At 68.5% G+C, this 25,727-nt stretch carries 24 protein-coding genes; 15 read left to right on the forward strand and 9 right to left on the reverse strand.

Annotated elements, in window-relative coordinates; translation table 11 throughout:
• Positions 1–174: 174 nt before the first annotated feature.
• The 5 genes from JKL49_RS05585 to JKL49_RS05605 are packed head-to-tail and all read right to left on the reverse strand — an operon-like array spanning position 175 to position 6,917.
• Positions 175–3,348 carry a glycoside hydrolase family 2 TIM barrel-domain containing protein gene (locus JKL49_RS05585; RefSeq protein ID WP_215338845.1) on the reverse strand — a complete coding sequence of 1,058 codons (3,174 nt, stop codon included), beginning with the start codon at positions 3,346–3,348 and terminating at the stop codon, positions 175–177.
• Entirely contained in the window at positions 3,345–4,385 is a 1,041-nt protein-coding gene (locus tag JKL49_RS05590) for an amidohydrolase family protein (RefSeq protein WP_215338846.1), read from the reverse strand. The genes JKL49_RS05585 and JKL49_RS05590 overlap by 4 nt, the downstream gene beginning before the upstream one ends.
• Positions 4,382–5,620, reverse strand: a complete 1,239-nt coding sequence (locus JKL49_RS05595; protein ID WP_215338847.1) for a serine hydrolase domain-containing protein — start codon at positions 5,618–5,620, stop codon at positions 4,382–4,384. The genes JKL49_RS05590 and JKL49_RS05595 overlap by 4 nt, the downstream gene beginning before the upstream one ends.
• Complete coding sequence (locus tag JKL49_RS05600) at positions 5,620–6,231, reverse strand: 2-hydroxychromene-2-carboxylate isomerase (protein WP_215338849.1); 612 nt, start codon at positions 6,229–6,231, stop codon at positions 5,620–5,622. The genes JKL49_RS05595 and JKL49_RS05600 overlap by 1 nt, the downstream gene beginning before the upstream one ends.
• Positions 6,228–6,917, reverse strand: coding sequence for a glutathione binding-like protein (locus tag JKL49_RS05605; RefSeq protein WP_215338851.1), 690 nt, complete (start codon positions 6,915–6,917; stop codon positions 6,228–6,230). The genes JKL49_RS05600 and JKL49_RS05605 overlap by 4 nt, the downstream gene beginning before the upstream one ends.
• 130 nt (positions 6,918–7,047) lie before the next feature.
• Here JKL49_RS05605 and mutT point away from each other — a divergent pair, with 130 nt between their 5' ends.
• Complete coding sequence (gene mutT, locus JKL49_RS05610; protein WP_215338853.1) at positions 7,048–7,458, forward strand: 8-oxo-dGTP diphosphatase MutT; 411 nt, start codon at positions 7,048–7,050, stop codon at positions 7,456–7,458.
• A 2-nt stretch (positions 7,459–7,460) separates the two neighbouring features.
• Positions 7,461–8,324: a kinase gene (locus tag JKL49_RS05615; protein ID WP_215338855.1), complete on the forward strand. Its 864-nt coding sequence runs from the start codon at positions 7,461–7,463 to the stop codon at positions 8,322–8,324.
• Positions 8,325–8,471: 147 nt separating this feature from the next.
• Here JKL49_RS05615 and JKL49_RS05620 read toward each other — a convergent pair whose 3' ends face one another.
• Entirely contained in the window at positions 8,472–9,206 is a 735-nt protein-coding gene (locus JKL49_RS05620) for a helix-turn-helix transcriptional regulator (protein ID WP_215338857.1), read from the reverse strand.
• An 84-nt stretch (positions 9,207–9,290) separates the two neighbouring features.
• Here JKL49_RS05620 and JKL49_RS05625 point away from each other — a divergent pair, with 84 nt between their 5' ends.
• Positions 9,291–10,034, forward strand: coding sequence for a glutathione S-transferase family protein (locus JKL49_RS05625; RefSeq protein ID WP_249778033.1), 744 nt, complete (start codon positions 9,291–9,293; stop codon positions 10,032–10,034).
• Positions 10,035–10,096: 62 nt separating this feature from the next.
• On the opposite strand, the gene JKL49_RS05630 is transcribed toward JKL49_RS05625, so the two are convergent.
• Positions 10,097–11,008: a methyltransferase domain-containing protein gene (locus JKL49_RS05630; protein ID WP_215338859.1), complete on the reverse strand. Its 912-nt coding sequence runs from the start codon at positions 11,006–11,008 to the stop codon at positions 10,097–10,099.
• Here JKL49_RS05630 and JKL49_RS05635 point away from each other — a divergent pair.
• The 7 genes from JKL49_RS05635 to JKL49_RS05665 all read left to right on the forward strand — a co-directional run bounded on the left by JKL49_RS05635 (position 11,007) and on the right by JKL49_RS05665 (position 18,613).
• Positions 11,007–11,792 (forward strand): ComF family protein, encoded by a 786-nt coding sequence (locus JKL49_RS05635; protein WP_215338861.1) that lies wholly within the window; start codon positions 11,007–11,009, stop codon positions 11,790–11,792. The two genes, JKL49_RS05630 and JKL49_RS05635, sit on opposite strands and share 2 nt — an antisense overlap.
• A gap of 33 nt (positions 11,793–11,825) precedes the next feature.
• Positions 11,826–12,083 (forward strand): glutaredoxin 3, encoded by a 258-nt coding sequence (gene grxC, locus JKL49_RS05640; RefSeq protein WP_215338863.1) that lies wholly within the window; start codon positions 11,826–11,828, stop codon positions 12,081–12,083.
• 142 nt (positions 12,084–12,225) lie between these two features.
• Positions 12,226–13,059 carry a carbon-nitrogen hydrolase family protein gene (locus JKL49_RS05645; RefSeq protein ID WP_215338865.1) on the forward strand — a complete coding sequence of 278 codons (834 nt, stop codon included), beginning with the start codon at positions 12,226–12,228 and terminating at the stop codon, positions 13,057–13,059.
• Positions 13,056–13,484, forward strand: a complete 429-nt coding sequence (locus JKL49_RS05650; RefSeq protein WP_215338867.1) for a DUF1178 family protein — start codon at positions 13,056–13,058, stop codon at positions 13,482–13,484. The genes JKL49_RS05645 and JKL49_RS05650 overlap by 4 nt, the downstream gene beginning before the upstream one ends.
• Before the next feature lie 74 nt (positions 13,485–13,558).
• Complete coding sequence (locus tag JKL49_RS05655; protein WP_215338869.1) at positions 13,559–14,782, forward strand: DUF3617 domain-containing protein; 1,224 nt, start codon at positions 13,559–13,561, stop codon at positions 14,780–14,782.
• 116 nt (positions 14,783–14,898) lie between these two features.
• A complete protein-coding gene (locus tag JKL49_RS05660; protein WP_215338871.1) occupies positions 14,899–16,305 on the forward strand; it encodes a M20/M25/M40 family metallo-hydrolase in 1,407 nt (468 codons plus the stop codon).
• Between the two features lie 76 nt (positions 16,306–16,381).
• Positions 16,382–18,613, forward strand: a complete 2,232-nt coding sequence (locus JKL49_RS05665) for an arylsulfatase (protein ID WP_215338873.1) — start codon at positions 16,382–16,384, stop codon at positions 18,611–18,613.
• 4 nt (positions 18,614–18,617) lie between these two features.
• Here the strand turns inward: JKL49_RS05665 and JKL49_RS05670 are convergent, their stop codons facing one another.
• The gene (locus tag JKL49_RS05670) at positions 18,618–19,139 is read right to left on the reverse strand and encodes a TetR/AcrR family transcriptional regulator (RefSeq protein WP_215338875.1); all 522 of its coding nucleotides are present in this window, start codon (positions 19,137–19,139) and stop codon (positions 18,618–18,620) included.
• A 153-nt stretch (positions 19,140–19,292) separates the two neighbouring features.
• Between JKL49_RS05670 and JKL49_RS05675 the strand changes: the two genes are divergently transcribed.
• On the forward strand, positions 19,293–20,264 hold the full coding sequence (locus JKL49_RS05675; RefSeq protein ID WP_215338877.1) for a class I SAM-dependent methyltransferase: 972 nt from the start codon (positions 19,293–19,295) through the stop codon (positions 20,262–20,264).
• A gap of 10 nt (positions 20,265–20,274) precedes the next feature.
• Here JKL49_RS05675 and JKL49_RS05680 read toward each other — a convergent pair whose 3' ends face one another.
• Positions 20,275–21,165 (reverse strand): LysR family transcriptional regulator, encoded by an 891-nt coding sequence (locus JKL49_RS05680; protein WP_215338879.1) that lies wholly within the window; start codon positions 21,163–21,165, stop codon positions 20,275–20,277.
• A 117-nt stretch (positions 21,166–21,282) separates the two neighbouring features.
• Between JKL49_RS05680 and JKL49_RS05685 the strand changes: the two genes are divergently transcribed.
• From JKL49_RS05685 to clpB, 4 genes are all read left to right on the forward strand, one after another.
• Positions 21,283–21,837 (forward strand): carboxymuconolactone decarboxylase family protein, encoded by a 555-nt coding sequence (locus JKL49_RS05685; RefSeq protein WP_215338881.1) that lies wholly within the window; start codon positions 21,283–21,285, stop codon positions 21,835–21,837.
• A 54-nt stretch (positions 21,838–21,891) separates the two neighbouring features.
• On the forward strand, positions 21,892–22,527 hold the full coding sequence (locus JKL49_RS05690; RefSeq protein WP_215338883.1) for a pyridoxamine 5'-phosphate oxidase family protein: 636 nt from the start codon (positions 21,892–21,894) through the stop codon (positions 22,525–22,527).
• A complete protein-coding gene (locus JKL49_RS05695) occupies positions 22,524–23,006 on the forward strand; it encodes a nuclear transport factor 2 family protein (protein ID WP_215338885.1) in 483 nt (160 codons plus the stop codon). Before JKL49_RS05690 ends, JKL49_RS05695 begins: the two co-directional genes overlap by 4 nt.
• A gap of 131 nt (positions 23,007–23,137) precedes the next feature.
• Positions 23,138–25,720 (forward strand): ATP-dependent chaperone ClpB, encoded by a 2,583-nt coding sequence (clpB, locus tag JKL49_RS05700; RefSeq protein WP_215338887.1) that lies wholly within the window; start codon positions 23,138–23,140, stop codon positions 25,718–25,720.
• Positions 25,721–25,727 lie beyond the last annotated feature (7 nt).

The following is a 25,727-nucleotide window of genomic DNA, read 5'->3' on the forward strand; positions in this document are numbered from 1 at the left end:
TGGGACCTTCGTCGATCCCATCACGCGGCTGGAGCGCCATAGCGCCGCGAATTGCTGCAGCGCGGGGCTTATATGGGCCGCGAAGGCTCGGAAGTCAACCGAATACGGCTCAGCTCCTTCGCAGGTGCGGCGCCGGGAGCGCTCTCTCCCCTCCCAAAAGTGGGAGAGGAGGGATCAGCTCCGCGCCACCACGCCCGGATCGTCACCCGCCGCATAAGGCCGGATCTCGTAGTTCAGGACGTGGACGCCGCCGCCGATCTTGTAGCGATCCAGCGTGTCGGGGCCGCAGCTCGCGGTGCCCAGGCCGCGTTGGCGGATGTCGAGATTGATCCAGGTCTCGGCGCGCGGCGTCAGGTCTGTGGTGTGCTTGGCGGCGAACAGGTCGGCCGGGGTGAAGTGGCTGGCCGAGCCTTCGCACGCAGCCACGAACACCAGCCCCGCCTCCGGTCCTTCCACCGCCAGCCAGCGCACGTCCGTCCGGTTGCCGTGTTCCTGCGGCAGGACATAGGGCACGTACTGGCCGCTCACCGTCCCCTCGAACCGTCCGATCCAACCGGCGGCCTTGCGGTCGACATAGGTGTCGCCCGGGCCGCGTCCGAACCAGGCCAACTGCTCGAAGCCCTCGGGCAGGGCGAGGGTGACGCCCAGGCGCGGCAGGTCGGTCAGTTCGGGGGCCACCTCGAAGCGGTTGGTCACGGCCACCCGGCCATCGGGGGTGACCCTGTAGTCCTGGCGATGGGTGATGGCCTCGGCGAGGTGAGCGCTGGCCCAGGTCTGCTGAACGGTGACCACGACGCTGCCCGCCGCCTCGGCGACCTCGATCTTCGCCGCGCCGGGCACAAGGGCGTCCAGCCCCGCCGCCAGCCAGCGGCCGAGCGGCTTGGTGTCCTGGTTGCTCCAGCCCTTGATGCCGTCGTTGTCGGTGGCCCCGCGCCAGACCTGCAAGCGCGGTCCCTCCAGCACCAGCGGATGGTTGCGCCAGAGGTAGCGCTCCAGAGTTCCAGTGGCCTTGGAGAACACCACCTCGAACCCATCGCCGCTGACCCGCACCGTCTCGTCGGTCTCCGCCAGCACCAGGGTTCCGGTCAGGCGTTCCGGCGGCGGGCTGGCCTTTACCGGCAAGCTGACCGGCAGTAGCGCCCAGGCCAATTCGTGACCGGCCTGAGCCCAGGCGGTCGCCTGCGCCAGGGCGAAGCGGACCATCAGGAAGGCTTCCTGCCCCGCCTCAATCTCTGGCCTCGGCAGATCGAGCGCCACGCTCTCTGTCGCCCCGGGTGCGGTCGGCAGCCGGAGCAGCGAACCCTCCGCCACCACTCGCCCATCGACCTCCAGCGTCCACGCTCCAGTCAAATCCTCGAGCGTCGTGAAGTCCCGCTTGTTGGTGACCGCCAGCCGCTCGCCGTCCCAGGCTACACCCACAGGCTGGGCCAGTGTCTTGAACTCCCACAGCGCCGGGTGTGGCGCCCGGTCGGCGCCGACGATGCCGTCGCAGCAGAAGTTGAGGTCGTTGGGCGCATCCCCGAAGTCGCCGCCATAGGCCATGAACGGCTGGCCGTCGGGCGTCACCTGGGCGATGCCGTGATCGACCCACTCCCAGATGAAGCCGCCCTGCAGGCCGCGGTGGTTTTCGAAGGCCTCCCAATAGTCCGACAGGCTGCCGTTCGAATTGCCCATGGCGTGGGAATATTCACACAGGATCATCGGCCGCCGGTCGGCCGGGTCGTCGGCCTTGGCCCAGGCCACAATGTTCTCGATGGGAGGATACATGGGACAGACGATGTCGCTGGCCACGGCCCCCGGCGCGCCGCCCGCCTTCAGCCCGCCCACCGCCGCAATGTGCTGCAGGGCCGCGCTCGGGTCCCAGCCCCAGATGGCGCCCTCATAGTGCAGGGGCCGCGAGGGGTCGTACTGGCGGATCCAGCCGGCCATGGCGTCGTGGTTGGGGCCATAGCCGCTCTCGTTGCCCAGCGACCAGAGGATGATGCTGGGATGGTTCTTGTCGCGCTCCACCATGCGCAGGCCGCGCTCCAGGAACTGGCTGGCGTAGCGGGGATCGCGGCAGAGACCGTGCAGGAAGTCGTGGCTCTCGATGTCGGCCTCGTCCACCAGGTAGAGGCCGTATTCGTCGCAGAGCTCGTACCAGGCGGGATGGTTCGGATAGTGGCTGGTGCGCACCGCGTTGACGTTGAACGACTTCATCAACAACACGTCGGCCAGCATGTCCTCGCGGGTGATGGCCTTACCCCGCGTGGGATGGTGCTCGTGGCGGTTCATGCCGGCGATCAGCACGGGCTTGCCGTTGATCAGCAGCTCGCGGTCGCCCAGCTCCACGCGGCGGAAGCCGACGCGGACGCTCGTGGCCTCCACCGCCGGCCCGTCGCCGCGATGCAGGGTGACCACCAGGGTGTAGAGGTTCGGCGTCTCCGACGACCACCGGCGCGGCGCGGGCACGGCGGCTTCCAGCGTCACTTGGCCGAGAGCCGGGCGGTAGGGACTGTGTCCTTTCACCGCCGACCAGACCTTCTTGCGGAGCGGCGCGTCCAGAACGGGCACTTCCCCGTCATAGAGCTGCGCCTCCACCTCCCAGCCGTTGTCGGGGTCGCCCGGGAAGCCCAGCTTCACGGTGACGCCCAGGGTCCCGGAGACGAAATCGTCCTCCAACCCGGCGCGGGCGAAGACGTCGGCGATGTGGGTGGGGGCCGACGCGATCAGCTCGACGTCGCGGTGGATGCCCCCCATCCACCACTGGTCCTGGTCCTCGATATAGGAGGCGTCCGACCACTTCACGACGGCGCAGGCCAGCAGGTTTTTCCCGCCCGGCGTGACGAAGCTGGTGACGTCGAAGTCCTGCGGCAGCCGGCTGTCCTTGCCCATCCCCACTGCAAGGCCGTTCACCCAGACATAGAGCACGCTCTCGGCCGCCCCAATCCGCAGCACGATGCGCCGCCCGTCCCAGTCGGCGGGAACCTCGAAGGCTGTGCGGTACAGACCCGTCGGGTTCTCGTCGGGCACATTGGGCGCGGCCAGGGGGAAGGGCATCTGGACGTTGGTGTAGTGCGGCTTGTCGTGGCCATGCATCGTCCAGTTGGACGGCACGGGCAGCCGGCCCCAATCGCCGTCATCGAACTCTGCGCGGGCAAAGTCTCGAGGGATGGCCTCGGGCCGGTCCACCAGCGTGAACCTCCAGTCGCCGTTCAGCGAGCGGACGAAGGGGGAGGGGCCCCGCGCCAGGGCGCTCCGCCCATCGCCATAGGGCATGAAACTGGCGCGCGCGGGCAGGCGGCCGACGGACACGGTCTCGGGATGCACCCAGGTCCGAGTGGTCCCCTGGAACAGAAGCTCTCTCATAGGTCGAGGCGATAGATCTTGGTGGCCGTGCCGGAATACAGCGCGGTCTTCTCCGCCGCCGAGGCGCCCTTGGTCAGCACCTTGAAGGCGTTCCACAGCACGTCGTAGTCGCAGCTGCCGATATCGACGGGGAAGTTGCTCTCGAACATGCCGCGCTCCGGCCCGAAGGCCTCGATGCAGGTCTCGATATAGGGCTTCCACTCCGCCGCCAGCGCCTCCGACGAGGTCGGCGGATCGGACATGAAGGAGTCAAAGCCGGGGAACACCATGGCCAGGCCCCCCAGCTTCACCGCCACATTGGGCAGTTCGGCCAGCTTCAGGATGTTCGCCTTCCAGATCGGGAAGCGTTCCTCCCGCTTGCCGGCGTAGCTGGCGATCCCCAGGGGCGTGCCGACGTGATCCAGCACGATCTGGGTGTCGGGGAAGGCCTTGGCCAGGTCGATCAGGTCGGGCAGTTGCGGCTCCAGCATCCAGGCGTCGAAGGAGAGGCCGAGCGGCGCCAACTGTGCGAACCCCTCGCGGAACTTGGCCGACATGTAGAGGCCCCCCTCCTGCCGGGCCAGCGGCCCCAGGACGTCCTTGTCGGGATCGGACGACGCGCTCTGGCGGATGCCGCGGAAGCGCCCGCCGCCGGCGGCAATATGGGCCTCCAGCACCTCGCGGACGCCCGCGCCCAGATTGCAGTCGGCGTGGCCGACGATCCCGGCGCAGGCCAGGACATCGCCATAGAGGCCGCTGGCCGACATGGCCGCCACGCCATTGACGAACTCGGTCTCACCGACCGGCCGCATGGCCGGTGAGGCGCTGCGCCGGTACATGGAGCCGCACTCCATGTAGACGGTGGCGATCACGTTATGGCCGCGCTTCATGTCCGCCATTAGCTCGTCCAGCAGATAGCGCGGCACGCGCCGCGTCACATGCTCGAACCCGTGCTTGGGCGGTGGCAGGGCGGCTATCAGGGCGGCCGGCCGGTCCCACAGGTGATGGTGCGGATCGACGATCGGCAGGTCGGGCTCGAGGATGGTCTCGCGGCTCACGAATGCACCTCCTGCAGGATGGCGTCGGCCATCAGGGTCTGGGTCTTGGCCTGGCAGGCCGGCGCGGTCTCAGAGAAAAGTTGCACCATGCCCACGAAGATCAGGTCGTTGGTAGGATCAACCCAGAACCAGGTCCCCGCCGCCCCGTCCCAGTGATAGGTGCCTAGCCCCGCAGGCACCCCGGCCTTCTCCGGATCGGTGAACACCACACCGTTGTAGCCGAAGCCGAAGCCCGGCCGGATCTGCTGCAGGCCGATGCCGTAGCGCGCCTCCAGCATCTCGTCGGAGAGCTGGTTGGTCATCATCTGCTTCACTGCCGCCTGGCTGACGATCCGCTTGCCCGCGAACTCGCCGCCATTGGCCAGCATCTGGGCGAAGCGGGCATAGTCGCCGGCCGTTGACACCAGGCCGCCGCCGCCGGACGCGAGGGCCGGCGGCGCGTCGTAGTCGCGCAGCAGCGGGTTGCCCTCCAGGGCCACCAGGCCCCGGCTCTTGCTGGTGCGGTAGAGGGTGGCCAGGCGCCCCTTCTTCTCCGGCGGGGTGTGGAAGGCGGTGTCCACCATGCCCAGCGGGCCGAAGATCTTTTCCTGCATGAAGGCCGGCAGGGTCTGGCCCGACAGCGTCTCGATGATCGCCCCCTGGACGTCCATGGCCAGGGAATAGACCCACTTGGTTCCGGGCTGATATGCCAGGGGCAGCTTGCCCAGCTTGGCGCCCATCTCGGCCAGGTCGGCCGAGCGCCAGACGTCGGCGGCCTCGTACAGTTTCTCCAGCCCGCCCATCGGTTCGCGGCCGTAGGTCAGGCCCGCCGTATGGGTCAGCAGTTCGCGCAGGGTCGGGGGGTGATCGGCGGGGATCAGGATCGGCTTTCCGTCCTCGTCCAGGCCGCCGAACACCTTGGCGCCCGAGAAGGCCGGCAGGTGTTTCTCGATGGGGTCATCCGGCGACCACAGGCCCTGGTCATGAAGGATCATCATGGCGACCGCTGTCACCGGCTTGGTCATGGAGAAGATGCGGAACATCGTGTCGGCCGCCATCGGCTCGCCCCTGGCGATGTCCTTCATTCCTATGCTGCTGCGATGCGCCAGCTTGCCGTGCCGCGCGGTCAGGGTGACGTAGCCGGCGGCCACCCCCTTATCCACCAGCCCCTGCAGATAGGCGTCGATGGCCGCGAGGCCAGCGCTGGAGAGGCTGGCCTCTGCGGGGGTCGATGGGGTCAGGTCGCGGTTGGGCATCAGGCGGTCTCCTGGGCGGCCAGGACCGCATCGCGGATCAGGGGCAGGCGGTCGTTGCCGAAGTACATGTCAGTGCGGTTCACGAAGATGGTCGGCGAGCCGAAGCCGCCGCGGGCGACCACCTCCTCGGTGTTAAGGCGCAACTGGTCCTTCACCGCCGGCTCGGCGATCCCGGCCAGCAGGGCGGCCGGGTCGACCCCGACGCTCTCGCACACCGCCGCCAGCACCGCGTCCTGGGAGATGTCCAGGTTGTCGGTCCAATAGGCCCTGAACACCGCGTCGGCGAAGGCGAGGAGTTTGCCCTGCGGCGCCAGCCAGATACAGCCGCGCATGGCCTTGACGCTGTTCACCGGGAAGACCTTGGGCGGAAATGTGATGGCGATCCCCGAGTGGCGCGCCCAGTCCTCCAGATCTTTCTTCATGTATCGGGCCTTGGCGGGCACCGGCGTCGCCCTTTGCTCATAGACCGAGGGGTTCACGGTGTTGAAGATGCCGCCCACCAGGATCGGCCGCCATTCGATCTCCACCCCCAGCTCAGCGGCCATCGGCTGCAGGTTGTGGAAGGCCAGATAGGTCCAGGGGCTGGAGCAGTCGAAGAAGCACTCGATCATTTTGCGGCGATCCCAAAGAGGTTCTGCTTGGTCTGCGCGTCCATCTCGCCCGGCCGCGCCATCCGCCCGACGGCGGTGCCCGCCACCACGCCGGGCCGGGCCCGCACCGCGGCGAACCAGCGCTTGAGGTTGGGATAGTCGTCCAGGGTGAAGCCCTGGGCCTTGTGGGTGATCAGCCAGGGGAAGCAGGCCATGTCGGCGATGGAATAGTCGTCGCCCGCCACATAGGCGCCGGTCCGCGCCAACTGGCCATCCAGCACGCCGTACAGCCGGGCGGCCTCGCGCTCATAGCGGTCGATGGCGTAGGCGATCTTCTCCGGGGCGTAGAGCTTGAAGTGGCCGTTCTGGCCCAGCATCGGCCCCAGGCCCCCCACCTGCCACATCAGCCACTGCATCACCGCTGAGCGCCCCCGCACATCGGCGGGCAGGAAGCGCCCGGTCTTCTCGGCCAGATAGACCAGGATCGCCCCGGTCTCGAAGATCGGGATCGGGGCTCCGCCGTCCTCCGGGTCCTGATCGACGATCGCCGGGATGCGGTTATTGGGGCTGAGCTTCAGAAAGTCCGGTGCGAACTGCTCGCCGCGCCCCAGGTTCACCGGGTGGACCGTGTAAGGCAGCCCACACTCCTCCAGCATGATGCTGATCTTCCAGCCGTTGGGCGTGGCGGCATAGTAGAGGTCGATCACCGGCGTCTCCCGGGCCTCTGGAGGGCCTTGGTTCCTAGACTACCCGGCTGATCGCGCGACGCCACCGTCACCGCGCGTCAATCGGCCTCCAGCTGTTGCATTTCTCGCCAAGCCCCGCGATGCAGGCGTCATGGCCGATCCCAAACCCATGGTGCTTGTCGCCGCCGCCGCCCTGATCGATAGCGACGGTCGCGTGCTGATCGCCCAGCGGCCGGAGGGCAAGCAGTTGGCCGGCCTCTGGGAATTTCCGGGCGGCAAGCTGGAGCCGGGCGAGACCCCGGAGCAATGCCTGATCCGCGAGCTGGAGGAGGAGTTGGGCATCGTCATCACCCAGGCCTGCCTGGCGCCCTTCGTCTTCGCCAGTCATAGCTATGAAACCTTCCACCTGATGATGCCGCTCTATCTGTGCCGCCGGTGGGAGGGCGTGATCACCGCCAAGGAACATGCGGCGCTGGCCTGGGTGAAGCCGTCCAAGCTTGGCGACTATCCTATGCCGCCGGCTGACGCGCCGCTGGTGGCCTGGCTGCGCGATCTCATCTGACCATGGGAGCCGGCGTGGACCCCTGGCTCACTGACTTCATCGCCGCCGAGGGCCTGCCGCCGGACTTCGCCGAGACCGCCTTGGCGATCTGCTCGCCCCTCGCCGAGCGGATCTTGTCCCAGGTCGGGGAACCGGGTCTCGTGGTTGGCATCTGCGGCGCCCAGGCCAGCGGCAAGTCCACCCTCACCGCGGTCCTGCGCGCGATGCTGGAGGACCACGGCCTGGTGGTGGCCGCCCTGTCGCTGGACGACCTCTACCTGACCCATGCGGAGCGCCAGGCGCTGGCGCGCGAGATCCATCCGCTGCTGGCGACGCGGGGCGTCCCCGGAACCCACGATGTCGAGCTTGGCCTGGCGGTCCTCGACGGCCTGGCCCGCTCCGACGAGACCCGGCTTCCGGCCTTCGACAAGGCCGCCGACGACCGCCGGCCAGACGGTGTTCCCGCCTCTGGACCGGTGGACGTGATCCTTTTCGAAGGCTGGTGCGTCGGGGCGGTCCCGCAGGCCGATGTCGCCGCGCCGATCAACGCCCTGGAGCGCGAGCGCGACGCTGACGGCCGCTGGCGGACCTTCGTCAACGCCGCCCTCGCCGGCCCCTACCAGGCGCTCTTCGCCCGCATCGGCCTGCTGGTTCTGCTGAAGGCGCCCAGCTTCGAGGTGGTTCTGGCCTGGCGCCAGGAACAGGAGGCCAAGCTCCGCGCCCGCCTGGCCCGCGAGGGCGGCAACCTCAAGCGCGCCATGACCGACGACCAAGTCGCCGACTTCATCGCCCACTACGAACGCCTGACGCGCCACATCCTGGCTGAGATGCCGGGGCGGGCCGATGTGTTGGTGACGCTGGATGACGCGCGACGACCGAGGGCCTAGCCCCCTCCGTCACGCGCTGACGCGCGCGCCACCTCCCCCGATACGCGCTTCGCGCTGGGGGAGGAATTTGGCGCTTCTATTTCCTCCCCCAGGCCGCAGGCTGGTTCGGGGGAGGTGGATCTGAGCGCAGCGAAGAGACGGAGGGGGCTAGGGCTTGTCCGCCGCTTCGGTCTTCTTCCACGCCTTCACCATTTCCGCCCGCCGCTCGTCCATCACGCGGCGCCACTTGGCCCGCAGCACGGCGGGGCGTTCGGGATAGCGGTCCTCAAGGAACGCGGCTCCCGTCACCCGGTCGGCGCGAAACGAGCGGAAGTCCTGGCGCATCTCGCACCAGGCCATCAGCATCCGGACAGTGTCGTGATAGCCGATGGTCACCGGCCAGATGGTGCGCTCGCTGTCGCGACCCTGCTCGTCCTTGTAGTGGATGGCGATCTTGCGGCCGGCGTGGATCTGGGCGCGGACCTGGGCCATGTCGATGGCGTCGGGCTGCAGCTTCCAGGACTTGGCGGCGCCCAGCGACGGAGCGTCGATATAGGGGCGCAGGCGCTCGGGGATCGCGGCGCTGATCTTGGCGATCAGGTCCTGGGCGGCCATGGCCAGGGCCGGGTCGCCGCGGCCAGCCACCCATTGCGCGCCCAGCACCGCGGCCTCGATCTCGTCGGGCGTCAGCATCAGCGGCGGCAGGTCATAGCCCTGGTCCAGCACATAGCCGATGCCCGCCTCGCCCCGCACCGGCACCCGCTGGGCCATCAGGTCGGCGACGTCGCGATAGACGGTGCGCTTGGAGGTCTCCAGTTCCTCGGCGAGCGCGTCGGCGGTCACCGGACGCCGGGAGCGACGCAGGATTTGGATGATCTGGAACAGGCGGTCGGCGCGTCTCATTCGTCCAGAAGCTCCACCACTGCTGCCACCATGTTGGCAGCAGGATGGCAATAGAACCGGGATCAACGCAACCGGAGAAACGCCATGACCAAGCTGATCACCCTCTATGCCTGCGGCGAAGGCTTCGGCCTGCCGGAAGTCAGCCCCTATGTGACCAAGAGCGAGATCCACCTGCAGATGGCGGGCGTGGCCTATGTGAAGGTCCAGGGCTGGCGCGAGGACTCCCCCAAGGGCCAGCTGCCCTACATCGAGGACGCTAGCGAGAAGATCGCCGACTCCACCTTCATCCGCGGCCACCTCGAGGCCCGCTATGGCGTGGACCTGGACGCTGGCCTCGACACCGTGCAGCGCGCCCAGGCCTGGGCCATCGAGCGGATGTGCGAGAACCACCTGGCCTGGACCTCCGGCTATTTCCGCTTCCTGCTGCCGGAGAACTTCGACAAGGGGCCCGCCCACTGGTTCGACACCGCGCCCGAGACCGCGCGGCCGGTGCTGAAGGCCCAGCTCCTGGAGGCGGTCTCGGCCAATATCCGCGCCGTCGGCGTCGGCCGCCATTCCGAGCACGAGATCCTGGCGCTGGCGGCCCGCTCCCTGATGGCGCTTGACGCCCTGCTCGGCGACAAGCCCTTCATGATGGGCGACGAGCCCACCAGCGTGGACGCCTTCGTCTTCGCCACCCTGGCCGGGATGCTGACGCCCTTCTTCGACTCCCCCCTGCGCCGCCGGGCCGAGCGCTTCCCCCGCCTCGTTTGCTACACGAGCCGGATGATGGCCCGCTTCTACCCGGACTTCGCCCGGGCGCAGGCGGACGAGGCGATCGCGGCGTAGGACCAGAGCAGGCTGCGTCGACTATGTGAATCCTTCTCCCCCTGCGGGAGAAGGAAGCTGAGTCAGTCCTCGTCCCTCGGCAGCGGCTGTTCGACCACCCCCAGGGCGTCGGCCAGCCGCATCTTGGCGCTGCCGGGCTTGAGGGGCTGTTGCTGGCTGGCGTCCGGCGTCCAGCCGGTGAGGGTGAGGATCTCGAACGTGGCGGGAACCCGGCCGTCCGGCTCTGCGAACCGCTCGACATAGAGCTCCATGGCGCGGGCCAGCACGGTCTTGGTGAGCGCCCGGGGGTGACGATCGGCCAGGACGCTGGTCTCCCCCATGGCCCGCAGGTCGGCCAGCAGCTTGATGGGGTGCGAATAGCGCACGGTCACCTTGTCGACGTCGGCGACGGGGAGGGCGAACCCGGACCGCTGAAGCAGCCCGGCCGCATCATAGGCGTCGGCGAAGGGGGAGATGCGGCTGGCCGCGCCCCCGGTCAGCTCGATCTCCGCCGACAGCAGGGAGGCCCGCAGCTCGGTCAGGGTCGCGCCGCCGAACATCGAGCCGATGAACAGTCCGTCCGGCTTCAGGGCCCGGCGGATCTGGATCAGGGCGCCGACCACGTCATTGGTCCAGTGCAGGGCCAGCGTCGAGACCACCAAATCCAGCGATCCGAAGGCGAAGGGCAGGCGCTCTTCGTCGGCCACGATCCGGGGGCCGCCCCGGCCGGCCAGCATGGCGGGAGACAGGTCGGCCTCCACCAGCAGGGCCACCCGGCTGGCGGCGTCGCTCGAGGCCAAGGCCTCGCGGAACGCCCCATTGCGGGCTCCGAGGTCGACGGCGCGGGGAAAGTCCCGCAGGATCGCCTCCAGGCGCACCACGGCGTCCTCCGCCGCGCGGCGCTTGAGGAAGTCGGCGTTTCCGTAGCCGGGTGCGGCGCGGGTCAGGCGGGCGCGCAGCTGGGCGCGGTCGAAGAGCAGGGGCGGGGCGGACATGAGCCTGCAAGATGGCGTGTCGGAGGCCTGGTGGAAACCAGGGCCGCGCATGAAATCCGCCGCGCGGTCCGCCCTGGACCTTTTATTCCCGCCCCAGTCCCTGGATGACGGGCCCCGGCCGCTGGCCACGGGCCTCACGGCGAGCGGCTGGAGCCAGATCACCTTCCTCGACGATCCGGTCTGTGACGGTTGCGGCACGCCCTTCGACTACGCCTTAGGGGAGGGGGTGCGCTGCGCTTCCTGCATGGCCAAGCCCCGCGCCTTTTCCCGCGCGCGGGCCGCCTGCCTCTATGACGACGCCTCGCGCGGGCCGATCCTGCAGCTCAAGCACGCCGACCGCACCGACCTGGCCCCCCTATTCGCCCGCTGGATCAGCCGCTCGGCCCGCGACTTGATCGCCGAGGCCCACGCCATCGCGCCGGTGCCGCTGCATCCGACCCGCCTGTTCAGCCGCCGCTACAACCAGGCCGCCGAGATCGCCCGGCCGCTGAGCCGGCTCACGGGTGTGCCCTACCTGCCAGACGCGCTCATCCGTGTGCGGGCCACGCAGACGCAGGGCGGCAAGTCCGGCGGCGGGCGGCGGCGCAATGTGGCGGCGGCCTTCGCCGTGCCCCCGTCGCGGGCGAAACTGGTGGCGGGACGGCGAATCCTGCTGATTGATGACGTCATGACCACCGGGGCCACCCTCGAAGGCTGCGCGCGGGCCCTGCTCAAGGCGGGCGCGGCCTGCGTCGACGTGGCGGTGGTCGCCAGGGTGAAAGAAGCCGCGAACTCCCCCATATAGGACCCATCAACCCCTTTCGGCGTTAGTTGAGACATGAGCCAAGTCACCATCTACACCAAGCCCTACTGCCCCTACTGCGTCCGCGCGGTCTCCCTGCTGGAGAAGAAGGGCGTCGCGTTCACCGAGATCGAGGCCGCCTTCGATCCAGAGAAGCGCCAGGAAATGATGCAGCGGTCGGGCGGCCGCGCCACCTTCCCGCAGATCTTCATCGGCGAGGAACACATCGGTGGCTGCGACGACATGATGGCCCTTGAACGGGACGGCAAGCTGGACCCCCTGCTGGCCGCTTGAGCCTTGCCAAGGTCGGGCTGAGGGGCTTCCAGCGCGCTTTAGGCGAAGTGGAGACCGGTTCGCCGCCCGAAAGCGCGCCAAGTATGAATCTAGAGCGCGGCTCCGATTTCATCGGAGCGAATAGCGCTCTAGAACTGGACCCATGACCTTGCGCGTCGGACTGATCCAGACCCGGACCCCCGCCAGCCACGCCGCGGCGCTCGAACACCTGACGCCGCTGGTGCGCGAGGCCGCGGCCCAGGGCGCGACCTTCATCGCCACGCCCGAGGCCAGCAACATCCTGCAGAAGGACAAGGCCGCCCTGCTGCCGCAGCTTAAAGCTCTGGCGGAAGACCCGGTGGTGCTGGGGCTGCAGGCGCTGGCCAAGGAGCTCGGCGTCTGGCTGCTGATCGGCTCGGCCCTGGTGCTGCGCGAGGACGGCAAGGCCGCCAACCGCGCGGCGCTCATCTCGCCGGCCGGCGAGATCACCGCCACCTACGACAAGCTGCACATGTTCGACGTCGACCTGCCCACCGGCGAGAGCGCCCGGGAGAGCGAGACCTACGAGCCCGGCGACCGGGCGGTCACGGCCCTGGCCGGCGACACCCCGCTCGGCCTGACCATCTGCTACGACATGCGCTTCCCGGCGGTCTATCGGGCCCTCGCGCTCGCCGGCGCCCAGGTCATGCTGGTCCCGTCCGCCTTCACCCGGCCGACGGGCGAGGCGCACTGGGAGATTCTGCTGCGCGCCCGGGCCATCGAGACCGGCAGCTTCGTTTTGGCCCCGGCCCAGGGCGGCTTCCACGAGGATCGCCGCGGCACCTGGGGCCATACGATCGCCATCGCTCCCTGGGGCGACATCCTCGGCGAACTGGCCCACGACGAGCCCGGCGTCCTGGTGGTGGACCTCGACCTGGCCGCCGTCGCCAAGGCGCGGTCGGCGATCCCGGCGCTCGCCAATGCACGGGCCTTCGCCCCGCCCGCGGCCCTCGCATGATCCGCTATGCCCTGGCCTGCGACCACGCCCACGAGTTCGAGGGCTGGTTCGGCTCGTCGGACGACTACGAGGCCCAGACCGCCGCCGACCAGATCGGCTGCCCGACCTGCGGCTCCACGGCGGTCACCAAGCAGATCATGGCCCCCATGGTGGCCGGCACCAAGCGCAACAGCCCCGACATGACGCCCGCCGCCCGCGAGGTGATGATGCAGGCGATGGCGCAGGTGCGGCAGCACGTGGAAGACAACTTCGACTATGTCGGCGAGGACTTCGCCGCCGAGGCCCGAGCCATCCACGCCGGCGCCTCCGAGCAGCGCGGCATCTACGGCGAGGCATCCCCCGCCGAGGTCCGCGAACTGGCGCAGGAGGGCGTCAACATCGCGCCGCTCCCGCCCGCTCCGGTGAAGAAGGCGTCGCTGAACTAGGCGTCCCTGACCGGTCCGGATTGACCCTGGCCTGAGCGCGACCCATCGTCACCAGCTTGGGGTTGGGGCGAGCGATGTGGAAATCAGATTGGCGCAACGCGCGTCCGTGGTTCGCGCTGACGGCGGCGCCCCTGGCCGTCGCCCTGCTGGGAGCCGAGGCCAAGCCCGCCGATATCGTCTCCACACCAGCCCCCTCAGCCGGGGCGAGTCGTGAGACGACCCCTACTTACTGGCAGGTGACCCAGACCGGCGACAAACGGCAGGACATGCCGGACTCCAAGTTCTGCATGTACAAGCAACTGCCGACCGAGTTCACGGCTTTCGCCAAGGCGGTCTCTGTCTCTGGACTTCAGGAGTGTACGCACAAGGTTGCCCAGGCCACCGACGGGACCTCTGTTTCGGAAATGTCCTGCAAGATGAAGCTGAGCGAGACCCTCATCATGCATAGCCTGTTCAAGACTTGGGGTACGCCCCATGATCTCCACACGCGCATGGAGACACGAAGCGAGGGGTTTGGGCCGGACTTCGACAAGCCGCACTTCACCGAAACGCGAATGGTCTATATCGGCGAGTGCCCGCTCAATGTGAAACCGGGCCAGTACTTGACGCCGGACGGCGAAATTTACGATCCGATGAACAGCCTGTTCAAGCCTCCGACCGAGGCTGAGATCGCCGCCGACAAGGTACGTCTGGCCGCGATCGTCCCCCCGCCCATCGTCGTCACGCCGGAATCGAAACGCGTGGTCGAGGGGCGCTTCGAGGTGGTCTGTTCATCCTCCCGGAAGTGGGGCCGGTTGAAGGTTGCCGATGAGGTGTTCCCCTTCGGTGCGCCCAACCAGCACTGGCGCGCCCGGCCCGAGATTGGCGTTTCGGCGCTGGGTGAGCATCTGCTGATCTGGCATGTCGACACTGCGGACCTGGCGGTGGAGGAGTTCGATACAGAGCCGAACTACACCGTGCGCGTGGGCAGGGACTACGTCTTCACCCCGCCCATCGCCCAGCACGACAGCGTCACGGCGCACGGAAACCCGTCCATGTCGTCCAAGGCGCGCGCCAAGGACTTCGCCCGCAAGGTGGCGGACGAACGCGGCGAAACCAATTGCGACCTTCAGTCCTGCTTCACCTCGGACGGCGAGGGCGAGCGGTTCTTCAAGGCTTTCGACCGGGTCGCGGCGAAGGGCGGTGATCTGACCATATCCGCGCTGGACGCCAAGGGGCCCGTGACCGTGCGGTATTCGCTCAAGGGGCTTGGCGGAATCATCAAACGTCTTGAGGCGTGCACGGCTCCTGTGGCCTGAGACTGTTGCGCCCAAATTGAGCGTCCAGGCACGCCGTTGCGGAACTGCCGTACTGCACCTTGTCGCGCGCTCGAGCGGCGCCTACGATCTGCGCAAAGCGTAACCAGGGCCCGTCCATGAAACTCACCCTCCTCGCCGCCATCGGCGCCGCGACCCTTTCGGCCTCCTCCGCCCAGGCTCAGAGCCGGCCCGACCAGGTCGCCTTCCGGGCGCTCTACAAGGAGCTGGTGGAGACCAACACCACGCTTTCGGTGGGCAGCTGCACCGCCGCCGCCGAGAAGATGGGCGCGCGTCTCAAGGCCGCTGGCTACGCCGACAAGGACGTGACGATCCTGGTCCCCACCGAGCGTCCCAAGGACGGCGCCCTGGTGGCGACGCTGGCCGGGACCGACGCCAAGGCCAAACCCATCATGCTGCTGGCCCACATCGACGTGGTGGAGGCCAACCGCGCCGACTGGGAGCGCGATCCCTTCACCCTGATCGAGGAGGGCGGCTACTTCTACGCCCGCGGCGCCAGCGACGATAAGGCCATGGCCTCGGTCTTCACCGACTCGATGATCCGCTACAAGACCGAGGGCTTCAAACCCCGGCGCGGCCTGAAGCTGGTGCTCACCTGCGGCGAGGAAACCTCCGACACCTTCGACGGAGTCGAGTGGATGCTGAAGACCCACCGCCCGATGATGGACGCGCAGTTCGCCCTGAACGAGGGCGGCGCGGGCCGCCTGGACGCCAAGGGCAATCGCCAGTTCCTGGGCATCCAGGCCGGCGAGAAGGTCTATCAGGACTTCACCCTGGTCACGACCAACCCCGGTGGCCACTCCTCGCGGCCGTCCAAGGACAACGCCATTTACCACCTGTCGGCCGCGCTCAGCCGCCTGGGCGCCTATGACTTCCCGATCCATCTGAACGAGGCCACCAAGAACCACTTCGAGAAGATGTCGGTGATCGAGGGCGGCGCCTCGGGCGCGGCCATGGCCGCCGTGGCCAAGGACCCCACCGACGCCGCCGCCGTGGCCGAGGTGGTCAAGGACGCCAGCCGCAACTCGATGATGCGCACCACCTGCGTGGCCACCATGGTCAATGCGGGCCACGCGCCCAACGCCCTGCCGCAGCGGGCCGAGGCCAACGTCAACTGCCGCATCCTGCCGGGCGAGAGCCTGGACTCGGTGAAGGCCCAGCTGATCAAGGTGTTCGCCGACGACAAGATCGCCGTGACCCTGGTGGGAACCCCCAGCCCGGTGTCGCCGCCGCCGCCGCTCACCAAGGCCATCGTCGGCCCCATCGAGCAGGTGTCCAAGGCGATGTGGCCGGGCGTGCCCTTCGTGCCCGCCATGTCCACCGGCGCCACCGACAGCCGCTTCACCAACGCCGCCGGCATCCCCAGCTACGGCCTCTCAGGCATGTTCGGCGACCCGGACGGCGGCGGGGTCCACGGCCTGAACGAGCGCATCCGCGTCCGCTCGCTCTATGAAGGCCGCGACTTCCTCTATTCGGTGGTCAAGCTCTACGCGATGCAGAAGTAGGCGCCGCGCCGCCGGCCCCTTTCCGTCCTCCCGGAAAACTGGCATCTCTCCTGCCAGTAGTTTTCGGGAGGATGGCATGGCTGCGAAGATCGGGGCGACCCTGGCGGACTCCACGCCTTACTGGCCGCCCGCGCCGACGCCGCCGAAGGGCGCGCCCAACATCCTGGTGGTGCTGTTCGACGATGTCGGCTTTTCCGACTTCGGCTGCTATGGCTCGCCCATCAAGACGCCGACCATCGATGCGCTGGCCGCCGACGGCCTGCGCTATACAGGCTTCCACACCACGGCCATGTGCTCGACGACCCGGGCGGCGCTGCTGACCGGGCGCAACCACCACTCGGTGGGGATGGGTTGCCTGTCGAACTTCGACTCAGGCTTCCCCGGCTATCGCGGCAAGATCGCCCGCGAGGCCGGGACCCTGCCGGAGATGCTGAAACCCCATGGCTACTCGACCTACATGGTGGGCAAGTGGCATGCGACGCCGCTGACCGAGACGGGGCCCTCGGGCCCCTTCGACGGCTGGCCCCTGGGCCGTGGCTTCGACCGCTTCTACGGCTTCATGGACGCCGAGACCGACCAGTTCGCTCCCGAGTTGGTGCGCGACAACACACCTATCGAGCAGCCCACGAGCTACGCCGAGGGCTATCACCTCACCGCCGATCTGGTGGACCAGTCGATCCGCTTCATCGCCGACCATCAGGCCGATGCGCCCGACAAGCCTTGGCTGCTGTGGCTGGCGCCCGCCGCCTGCCACGCCCCGCACCAGGCGCCGCAGGAGATCATCAAGAGCTACGATCCGCTCTTCGAACACGGCTGGGACGTGGAGCGCGAACAGCGCCTGGCCCGCCAGAAGGCCATGGGGATTGTGCCCGCCGACACCGCCATGCCCGACCGCAACGACGGCATTCGCGCCTGGGACGACTGCCTGCCCGACGATAAGCGTGTCTTCACCCGCCTGCAGAGCGCTTTCGCCGGCATGCTCGACCATGCCGACCGCCACATCGCCCGGCTGGTGGCCTTCCTCGAAGAGGCCGGGATCAAGGACGACACCCTGATCGTCGTCATGTCCGACAATGGCGCCAGCCAGGAGGGCGGACCCCTGGGCATGGTCAACGCCATGGGCCCCTACAATCTGAAGTTCGAGCCCATGGCCGAGAAGCTGGCCCGGCTGGACGACATCGGCGGCCCCGACAGCCATTCCAACTTCCCGCAGGGCTGGGCCATGGCCTCCAACACCCCGCTGCGCCGCTACAAGCAGAACACCCACGGCGGCGGCATCCGCGATCCCCTGGTGATCAGCTGGAAGAACGGCCTGGCCGCGCGCGGCGAGCTTCGCACCCAGTTCGCCCATGTCAGCGACTTCACCCCGACCCTGCTGGACATCCTGGGGATCGAGCCGCCCACGGTGATCGCCGGCGTCCCGCAGATGCCGCTGGAGGGCGTCAGCTTCGCCGCATCGCTGAAGGACCCCGCAGTCCCCAGCAAGAGCAAGTCCCAGCACTTCGAGATGTTCGGCCACAGGGGCCTCTGGAAGGATGGCTGGAAGGCCGTGGCTTTCCACCCTCCGGGCACGCCCTTCGATACCGATGTCTGGGAGCTCTACCACCTCGACGCCGACTTCTCGGAGACGAAGGACCTGGCGGCCTCCGAGCCGGAAAAGTTGGCCGCCCTGGTCGCCGACTGGTGGAAGGCCGCCGAGACCTACAAGGTCCTGCCCCTGGACGACCGCTTCGGCCCGCGCTTCGCCGAGAACGCCCTGCGCTATCACGGCGCCCGCAAGCGCTTCGTCTTCCACCCCGGCATGGGGCATCTGCCGGCCGACGTGGCCCCCGACGTACGTAGCCGCTCCTACATCATCGAGGCCGAGGCGATCATCCCGCCCGGCGGCGCGGAGGGCGTGCTGCTCTCCCATGGCGACGCCACCTGCGGCTACAGCTTCTACGTCCAGGACGGCCGGCTGCATCACACCCTGAACGTCGGCGGCGCACTGGCGACAGTGAGCTCCGCCGGGGCCATTCCGGCAGGCCTGCACAAGCTAGCCCTGCGCTGCCGCCAGGGCTCCGACGGGCGCACCTTCACCCTGGCCGTCGATGGCCAGGTGGTGGGTGAGACGAAGACCCATATCGGCTTCGCCACCTTCATCTCCTGGTCGGGCCTGGACATCGGCCGTGACCGGGGCAGCCCCGTCGCCCCCTACGCGGCGCCCTTCACCTTCACCGGCAAGCTGCGCCGGGTGATCGTCACCATGGACGCCGATCAGGAACTGGACGGAGACCTGCTGGGCGAGGCGGAGATGGCGCGGCAGTAGGCCGCTACGTCGCCACGGCTTGGGCCGCGGCGTGGAGCATGTCGGCGACCGCTTGCGGGCTGGCCGGCGCGGCGCCCGCCAGCCAGGTGCTCAGCAGGCCCATCTGTCCCCCAGCCAATTGCGCCGCCAGCAGGCCGGGGTTCTGGACCTCAGGCCGCGTCCGCAGCCGCGCCTCGATGAGACCCGCCAGGGTCTTGGCCAACAGGGGCCGGGTCGGGCCGGCGAACAGGACGTTGCCCACCCGGCGGTTCTCCCAGAAGTGCTCCACCACCGCCAGCAGGCGCGCGTCGTCGTGCTGCGGCCCGAGCATGTCGGCCAGCACCCCGAAGGGCGATGATAGGCCTTCCCTCAGCAGCTCGTCCTTGCCCTCATAGTGCTCGTAGAAGGTCGAGCGCCCGACCCCCGCGCGGGCGATGATGTCGGCGACCTTTAGCTGGTCGTAGCGGCGCTCCAGCACCAGTTCGACGAAGGCGTCGAACAGGGCGGCCTTGGTGCGCTGGACCGGCCGGCTGTCTGCGAGATCCACCACGATCACCTCCGGCCCGGACAATGCAGGCGCGATGTCCGGAAACCGGACAATCTCCCCGCCGTGTCCGGCCGCAGCAGGCCGGACTGGCGCTAGAGGTTAGGGCCAGGGCGGGGCGATGCAAGGCCCCGCTGATCCCGCCGGAGCCCGCCCATGACCGCCGAACCCGCCCGCCGAAACCCGCACAGCCACATGTGGTTGATGGCCGTGATCGGCGTCGCCGCCGGCCTGGCCTTCATGATCTTCGTTCCGAGGCTGACGGTGGTGTCGAAGTCCCTGCTGCTGTTCGCCGGCTTCCACATCGTCGGCGGGGTGGTCCTGCTGAGCACCCTCTATGTCGCCGGCCTCAGAGATCAGGTCCGCCGGCTTGGCGGCGGCGCGCGGCCGGCGCGAACCTACGACTTCGGTTGGGGGCCGGGCTGGATGAACGGCCTGGCCATCGCCGCTCTCATCGCCCTGGCCACGGCCGTTGTCCTGCAACTCACCCATCCGGGCGCCTGGCCCCTCGCTTTCGCCCTGGTGGCCGCCTCGGGCCTGCTGCTGACGGGCAATGCGGTGATGCGCTGCTTCCGCCGAACCGATCATGTGGTCCTGCCCATGGTGGACCTGCTGTCGAGCGACCATGACCTGGTGCTCGACGCCGGCTGCGGCAGCGGGCGGACCGCGATCGCGCTTTCCCGCATCCTGAAGAAGGGCAGGGTCGTGGGCCTCGACCGCTTCGACGCCGGCTATATCGACGATGGCGGCCGTGCTCTGCTGGACCACAACCTCAGGCTCGCCGGCCTCGCGGGCAAGGTCCGGGTGGAGACCGGGGACCTGACCGACATGGCCTTCGCCGACAACCACTTCGACGCCGCCGTCAGCACCCACGTCTACGACCATCTGGGGCGTCAGAAGCTGAAGGCGCTGTGCGAGACCCGTCGCGTGCTCAAGCCCGGCGGCCGCTTCCTGATGGGGGTTTGGGTCCCTGGCCTGACCATGTTCGCTGTGGCCAACATCCTGTCCTTGTTCCTGACCACCAAGACGCAATGGCGGACCCTGGCCGAGCAGGCGGGATTCCGGGTGATCGACGAGGGCATGTTCAACCACGCCTGGTTCGTGCTGCTGGAAAAGCCCTCCGCCTGAGGCTTGAGAGCTAGATTGGCGCCAGGGGATTGCTCCGCAGGTGGTCCCGCGCCGCGGCGACGAAGGCCGCCACGTTGGCCGAGCCCACCCGCCGCGCCTGCGACACCACGCTCACCGGCATGGCCGGGGGCGCGAAAGCCTGGAGCAGGGGAACCAGGCGTCCGGCCTGGATCGCCGCCGTGACCTGATAGGAGAGGGCGCGGGTGATCCCCAGCCCCGTCTCGGCCGCTGCGATGGCGGTGTCGGCGCTGTTCACCGACAGCCGGGGTGTCACCCGCACGTCCGTCGTGCTGAAGCGCCACGCGTCGGTGGCCTCCAGGCCTTCGAAGGCGACCAGGTCATGGTCCTCAAGGTCGGCGGGTCGCGAGGGCGAACCTCGGGCCGCCAGATAGGCGGGGCTCGCCACCAGCACCCGGCTCACAGCCCCCAGCTTTACGGCTGTCAGACTACTGTCGGACAACGCCCCGATCCTCAGGGCGGCGTCGACACCGTCATCCACCAGATGGACATTTCGGTCAGACAGGCTCAGGCGCACGGCGAGGGACGGGTGGTCGGCCAGCAGGCGCCCGACCATCGGCAGGACGTGCAACCGACCGAAGACGATCGGGGCGGCGACATGCAGGACGCCCCTTGGCTCGGCGTTCTCGCCCCGGGCTTGCCGCTCGCCCGTCTCCAGGTCCTCCAGGATCCGGCGGCTGCTCTCCAGATAGATTTGGCCCCGCTCGGTCAGACGTACCGATCGGGTGGTGCGGCTCAGCAGGGTCAGGCCCAGCCGGTCCTCCAACTGCGCCACCGACCGGGTCACCGCCGAAGGCGAGATCCGCAACCGCCGCGCCGCCTCGGCGAAACTGCCCCAGGTCGCGACGGCGACGAAGGCCTTCATGGCGTCGAATTGATCCATAGATAATTGCGTAACTCGCAATAATGACTTGTCAAATGAATATATTATCGCATCTGAAGATATGTAGGAGATTTCACGGGTCGCCGGAACACCCCGGCCAGAACCTTGGAGAACCCCATGTCCCGTGTCGCCGTTCCTGCCCGTGAAGCCGCTCCCGCCGCCGCCCAACCCTTCCTCGACGGCGTTGAGAAGCAGCTCGGCGTCGTACCCAATCTCTTCCGCCTGGCCGCCCTCAGCCCCGCTGTCCTGCAAGGCATGCTCGGCCTCAGCGGAGCCCTGGCCCGCACCCTGGACGTCAAGACCCGCGAGCGGATCGCCCTGGTGGTGGCCCAGGTGAACGGCTGCGACTACTGCCTTTCGGCCCACACCTATCTCGGCCTCAACCTGGCCAAGCTGGACGCCGGCGAGATCGCCCTGAACCGCAAGGGCGACTCCACCGACCCGAGGGCCGCCGCCATGGTCGCCTTCGCCGCCAAGGTCGCCCAGTCTCGCGGCAAGGTGGCCGACGCCGACCTGGCCGACGTGCGGCTCGCGGGCATCACCGACGCCCAGGTCGTGGAGATCGTCGCGTTGGTGGCGGAGAACTTCCTGACCAACCTGCTCAACAATGTCGCCCGGACCCCGATCGATTTCCCGGTTGTGCTGGCCGCCGACCTCGCTCAAGCCGCCTGATCCCTGGGTCCATCGGCGGTCGCCGTCGATGGACCAAATCCGGAGCTCCATCCCATGGCCTATGGATTCCTCGACCCGCTCTCCACCCCGAGTGTGCAGGCGGCCCAGACCGCCAACGGCGCGCGAAAGATCTGGGAGCGCTTCGATGGCGACCGGGCGTCGGAGCGGTTCACCCCGTCCGAGGCCGCCTTCATCGGCGACCGCGACAGCTTCTACCTGGCCAGCGTCTCAGAGAGCGGCTGGCCCTATGTGCAGCATCGGGGCGGGCCCGTGGGCTTCCTCAAGGTCCTGGACGAAACCACCCTGGGATTCGCCGACTATCGCGGGAACCGCCAGTACATCAGCCTGGGCAATACGGCCGCCGACGACCGGGTGTCGCTGATCCTGATGGACTATCCCAACCAGGCGCGGCTGAAGATCCTGGCCCATATGGAGGCCCGCGATCTGGCGGCCGACCCTGCGCTGGCGGACCGTCTGGCGGACCCCGACTATAAGGGTCGTCCGGAACGCGGCTTCGTGCTGACGCTGGAAGCCTTCGACTGGAACTGTCCCCAGCATATCACCCGCCGGTTCACCGGCCCGGAGATCGAGACCGTGCTCACGCCGCTGCGACGCGAGCTCGCCGAACTCGAGACCCAGAACCAGGCCCTGCGCGCGCAGGTCGCCGCCCTGACGGACGCCCGCCGATGACCACCCCCGACGCCCCCCGGCCACCCCTGCCGCCCTTCGACCTGGCGTCCGCGACCGAGAAGGTCCGCCGGGCCGAGGATGCCTGGAACGGCCGCGACCCGGCCAAGGTCGCCCTGGCCTACACGCCCGACAGCCGCTGGCGGAACCGCAGCAGCTTTCTCCAGGGCCGCCCCGCGATCATCGACTTCCTGACCCGCAAGTGGGCGCAGGAGCATGAGTATCGGCTGATCAAGGAACTGTGGGCCTTCACGGGCGAGAGGATCGCCGTCCGGTTCGCCTACGAGTGGCGCGACGCCGACGGGGGTTGGTTCCGCGCCCATGGCAATGAGAACTGGGCCTTCGACGCCGCCGGCCTGATGGCCGAGCGGCACGCCAGCATCAATGATGTGGCCATCCTGGCGGGCGACCGGCTGTTTCACTGGCCGCAGGACGCTTCGCGTCCGGCCGACCATCCCGGGCTGTCCCAGCTCGGCCTGTGAGGCGGCGAGCCTCACGGGCCGGAAATCCAGGCGGCCACTCTTGTGTGGCGAAAGCGCCACACCTACATCGAGCGCGTGGAGGTTGCGCTTGATCAAGGCGGCCCCGCTAATCCGCCTTACGAGGGGACCTCATGAACATCGACCTCTATTCCGATCGCGCCAAGCAAGCGATCCAGTCCGCCCAAAGCTTGGCCATGGCCCGTGGCCATCAACAACTCGCCCCCGAACATCTGCTCAAGGTCCTGCTTGAGGAGAAGGACGGCCTGTCCCGCGCCCTGATAGAGAGCGCCGGCGGACGTCCCGACGTCGTCGAACAGGCCACCGACGCCCTGCTCTCCAAGCGCCCCCGCGTCGAGGGCGGCTCGGGCCAGATCTATATGGCGCCGGAGACCGCGCGGGTCTTCAACGAGGCCGAGACCGGCGCCAAGGCGGCCGGCGACGCCTTCGTCACCACCGAGCGCCTGCTGATCGCCATCGCCAAGGAGGGCGGCGAGGCGGGCAAGGCCTTGTCGGCCGCCGGCGCCACGAATTCGGGCCTGGAGGAGGCCGCCAAGGCCGTCCGTAAGGGCCGCACCGCCGATAGCGCTTCGGCCGAGGAGGGCTATGACGCCCTCAAGCGCTACGCCCGCGACCTGACCCAGGCCGCCCGCGACGGCAAGCTCGATCCCGTGATCGGCCGCGACGAGGAGATCCGCCGCACCATCCAGGTCCTGCAGCGCCGCACCAAGAACAACCCCGTCCTGATCGGCGAACCCGGGGTCGGCAAGACCGCCATCGTCGAGGGCTTGGCCCTGCGCATCATCAATGGCGACGTGCCCGAGGGCCTGAAGGAAAAGAAGCTCCTGTCCCTGGACATGGGCGCCTTGATCGCCGGGGCGAAGTATCGCGGCGAGTTCGAGGAGCGCCTGAAGGCGGTGCTCAACGAGGTGATCGCCGCTGAAGGTTCGATCATCCTGTTCATCGACGAGATGCACACCCTGGTGGGCGCCGGGAAGAGCGAGGGGGCGATGGACGCCTCCAACCTGCTGAAGCCCGCCCTGGCGCGGGGCGAACTGCACTGCGTTGGCGCCACCACCCTCGATGAGTACCGCAAGCACGTGGAGAAGGACCCGGCGCTCGCCCGCCGCTTCCAGCCGGTCTTCGTGGACGAGCCGACCGTGGAGGACACCGTCTCCATCCTGCGCGGCCTGAAGGAGAAGTACGAGCTGCACCACGGGGTGCGGATTTCTGACTCCGCCATCGTGGCCGCCGCGACCCTGTCGCACCGCTACATCACCGACCGCTTCCTGCCCGACAAGGCCATCGACCTCATCGACGAGGCCGGCAGCCGCGTGCGCATGGCGGTGGACAGCAAGCCCGAGGAACTCGACGAGATCGACCGCCGCGTCGTGCAGCTGAAGATCGAGCGCGAGGCCCTGACCAAGGAAACCGACGCGGCCTCCAAGCATCGCCTCGAAAAGCTCGAGGAGGAACTCACCGAGCTCGAAGCCGAGTCCGAGGAGATGACCGCCAAGTGGCGCGCCGAGAAAGAGAAGGTCGGCCAATCCGCCCAGCTCCGCGAGGCGGTCGACCGCCTGCGGGCCGAGCTCGTCGCCGCCCAGCGCCGCGGTGACCTGCAGCGCGCCTCGGAGATCGCCTATGGCGAAATCCCCGGCCTCGAACGCCGTCTGGCGGAGGAGGAGGCTCAGGAGCCCACCGACGCCGTCAGTCCCGAGGTGGTGGACGCCGAACAGATCGCGGCCGTGGTCAGCCGCTGGACCGGCATTCCCGTCGAGCGGATGCTGGAGGGCGAGCGCGAGAAGCTGCTGGCCATGGAAGACAGCCTGCGCCACCGCGTGGTGGGCCAGGAGGAGGCGCTGGTCGCCGTCTCCGACGCCGTGCGCCGCGCGCGTGCGGGTCTGCAGGATCCTGCCCGGCCCATTGGTTCGTTCCTGTTCCTCGGCCCCACGGGCGTGGGCAAGACCGAGCTGACCAAGGCGCTGGCCGAATTCATGTTCGACGACGAGGCCGCCATCACCCGGATGGACATGAGCGAGTACATGGAGAAGCACTCGGTCAGCCGCATGATCGGCGCGCCCCCCGGCTATGTCGGCTATGACGAGGGCGGGGCGCTGACCGAGGCCGTGCGCCGCCGGCCCTATCAGGTCGTGCTGTTCGACGAGGTGGAGAAGGCTCACCCCGACGTCTTCAACATCCTGCTGCAGGTGCTGGACGACGGCCGCCTGACCGACGGCCAGGGCCGCACGGTCGACTTCCGCAACACCATCCTGATCATGACCTCCAACCTCGGCTCGGAATTCCTGGCCGGTCAGGCCGATGGCGAGGATGTCGAGGAGGTACGGCCGATGGTCATGGACGTCGTGCGCCGCCACTTCCGGCCCGAGTTCCTCAACCGGATCGACGAGATCATCCTCTTCAAGCGGCTGGGTCGTTCGGAGATGGACAACATCGTCGGCATCCAGATGCAGCGGGTCGAGAAGCTGCTGGCCAATCGGCGGATGTCCATCGCTCTGGACGCGGCCGCCAACCATTGGATCGCCGAGCGCGGTTACGACCCGGTCTACGGGGCGCGGCCGCTGAAGCGGGTGATCCAGAAAGAACTGATCGACCCCATCGCCAAGAAGCTCCTGGCCGGCGACTTCCAGGATGGCTCGGTGATCGAGGTCGGCGCCACCGACGAAGGCCTGCAGATCGGCAAGGCCAAGGTTCACTAGCTCTCAA

The sequence above is a fragment of the Phenylobacterium glaciei genome, from assembly GCF_016772415.1.
In the GTDB taxonomy this organism is placed as follows: Bacteria; Pseudomonadota; Alphaproteobacteria; order Caulobacterales; family Caulobacteraceae; genus Phenylobacterium; species Phenylobacterium glaciei.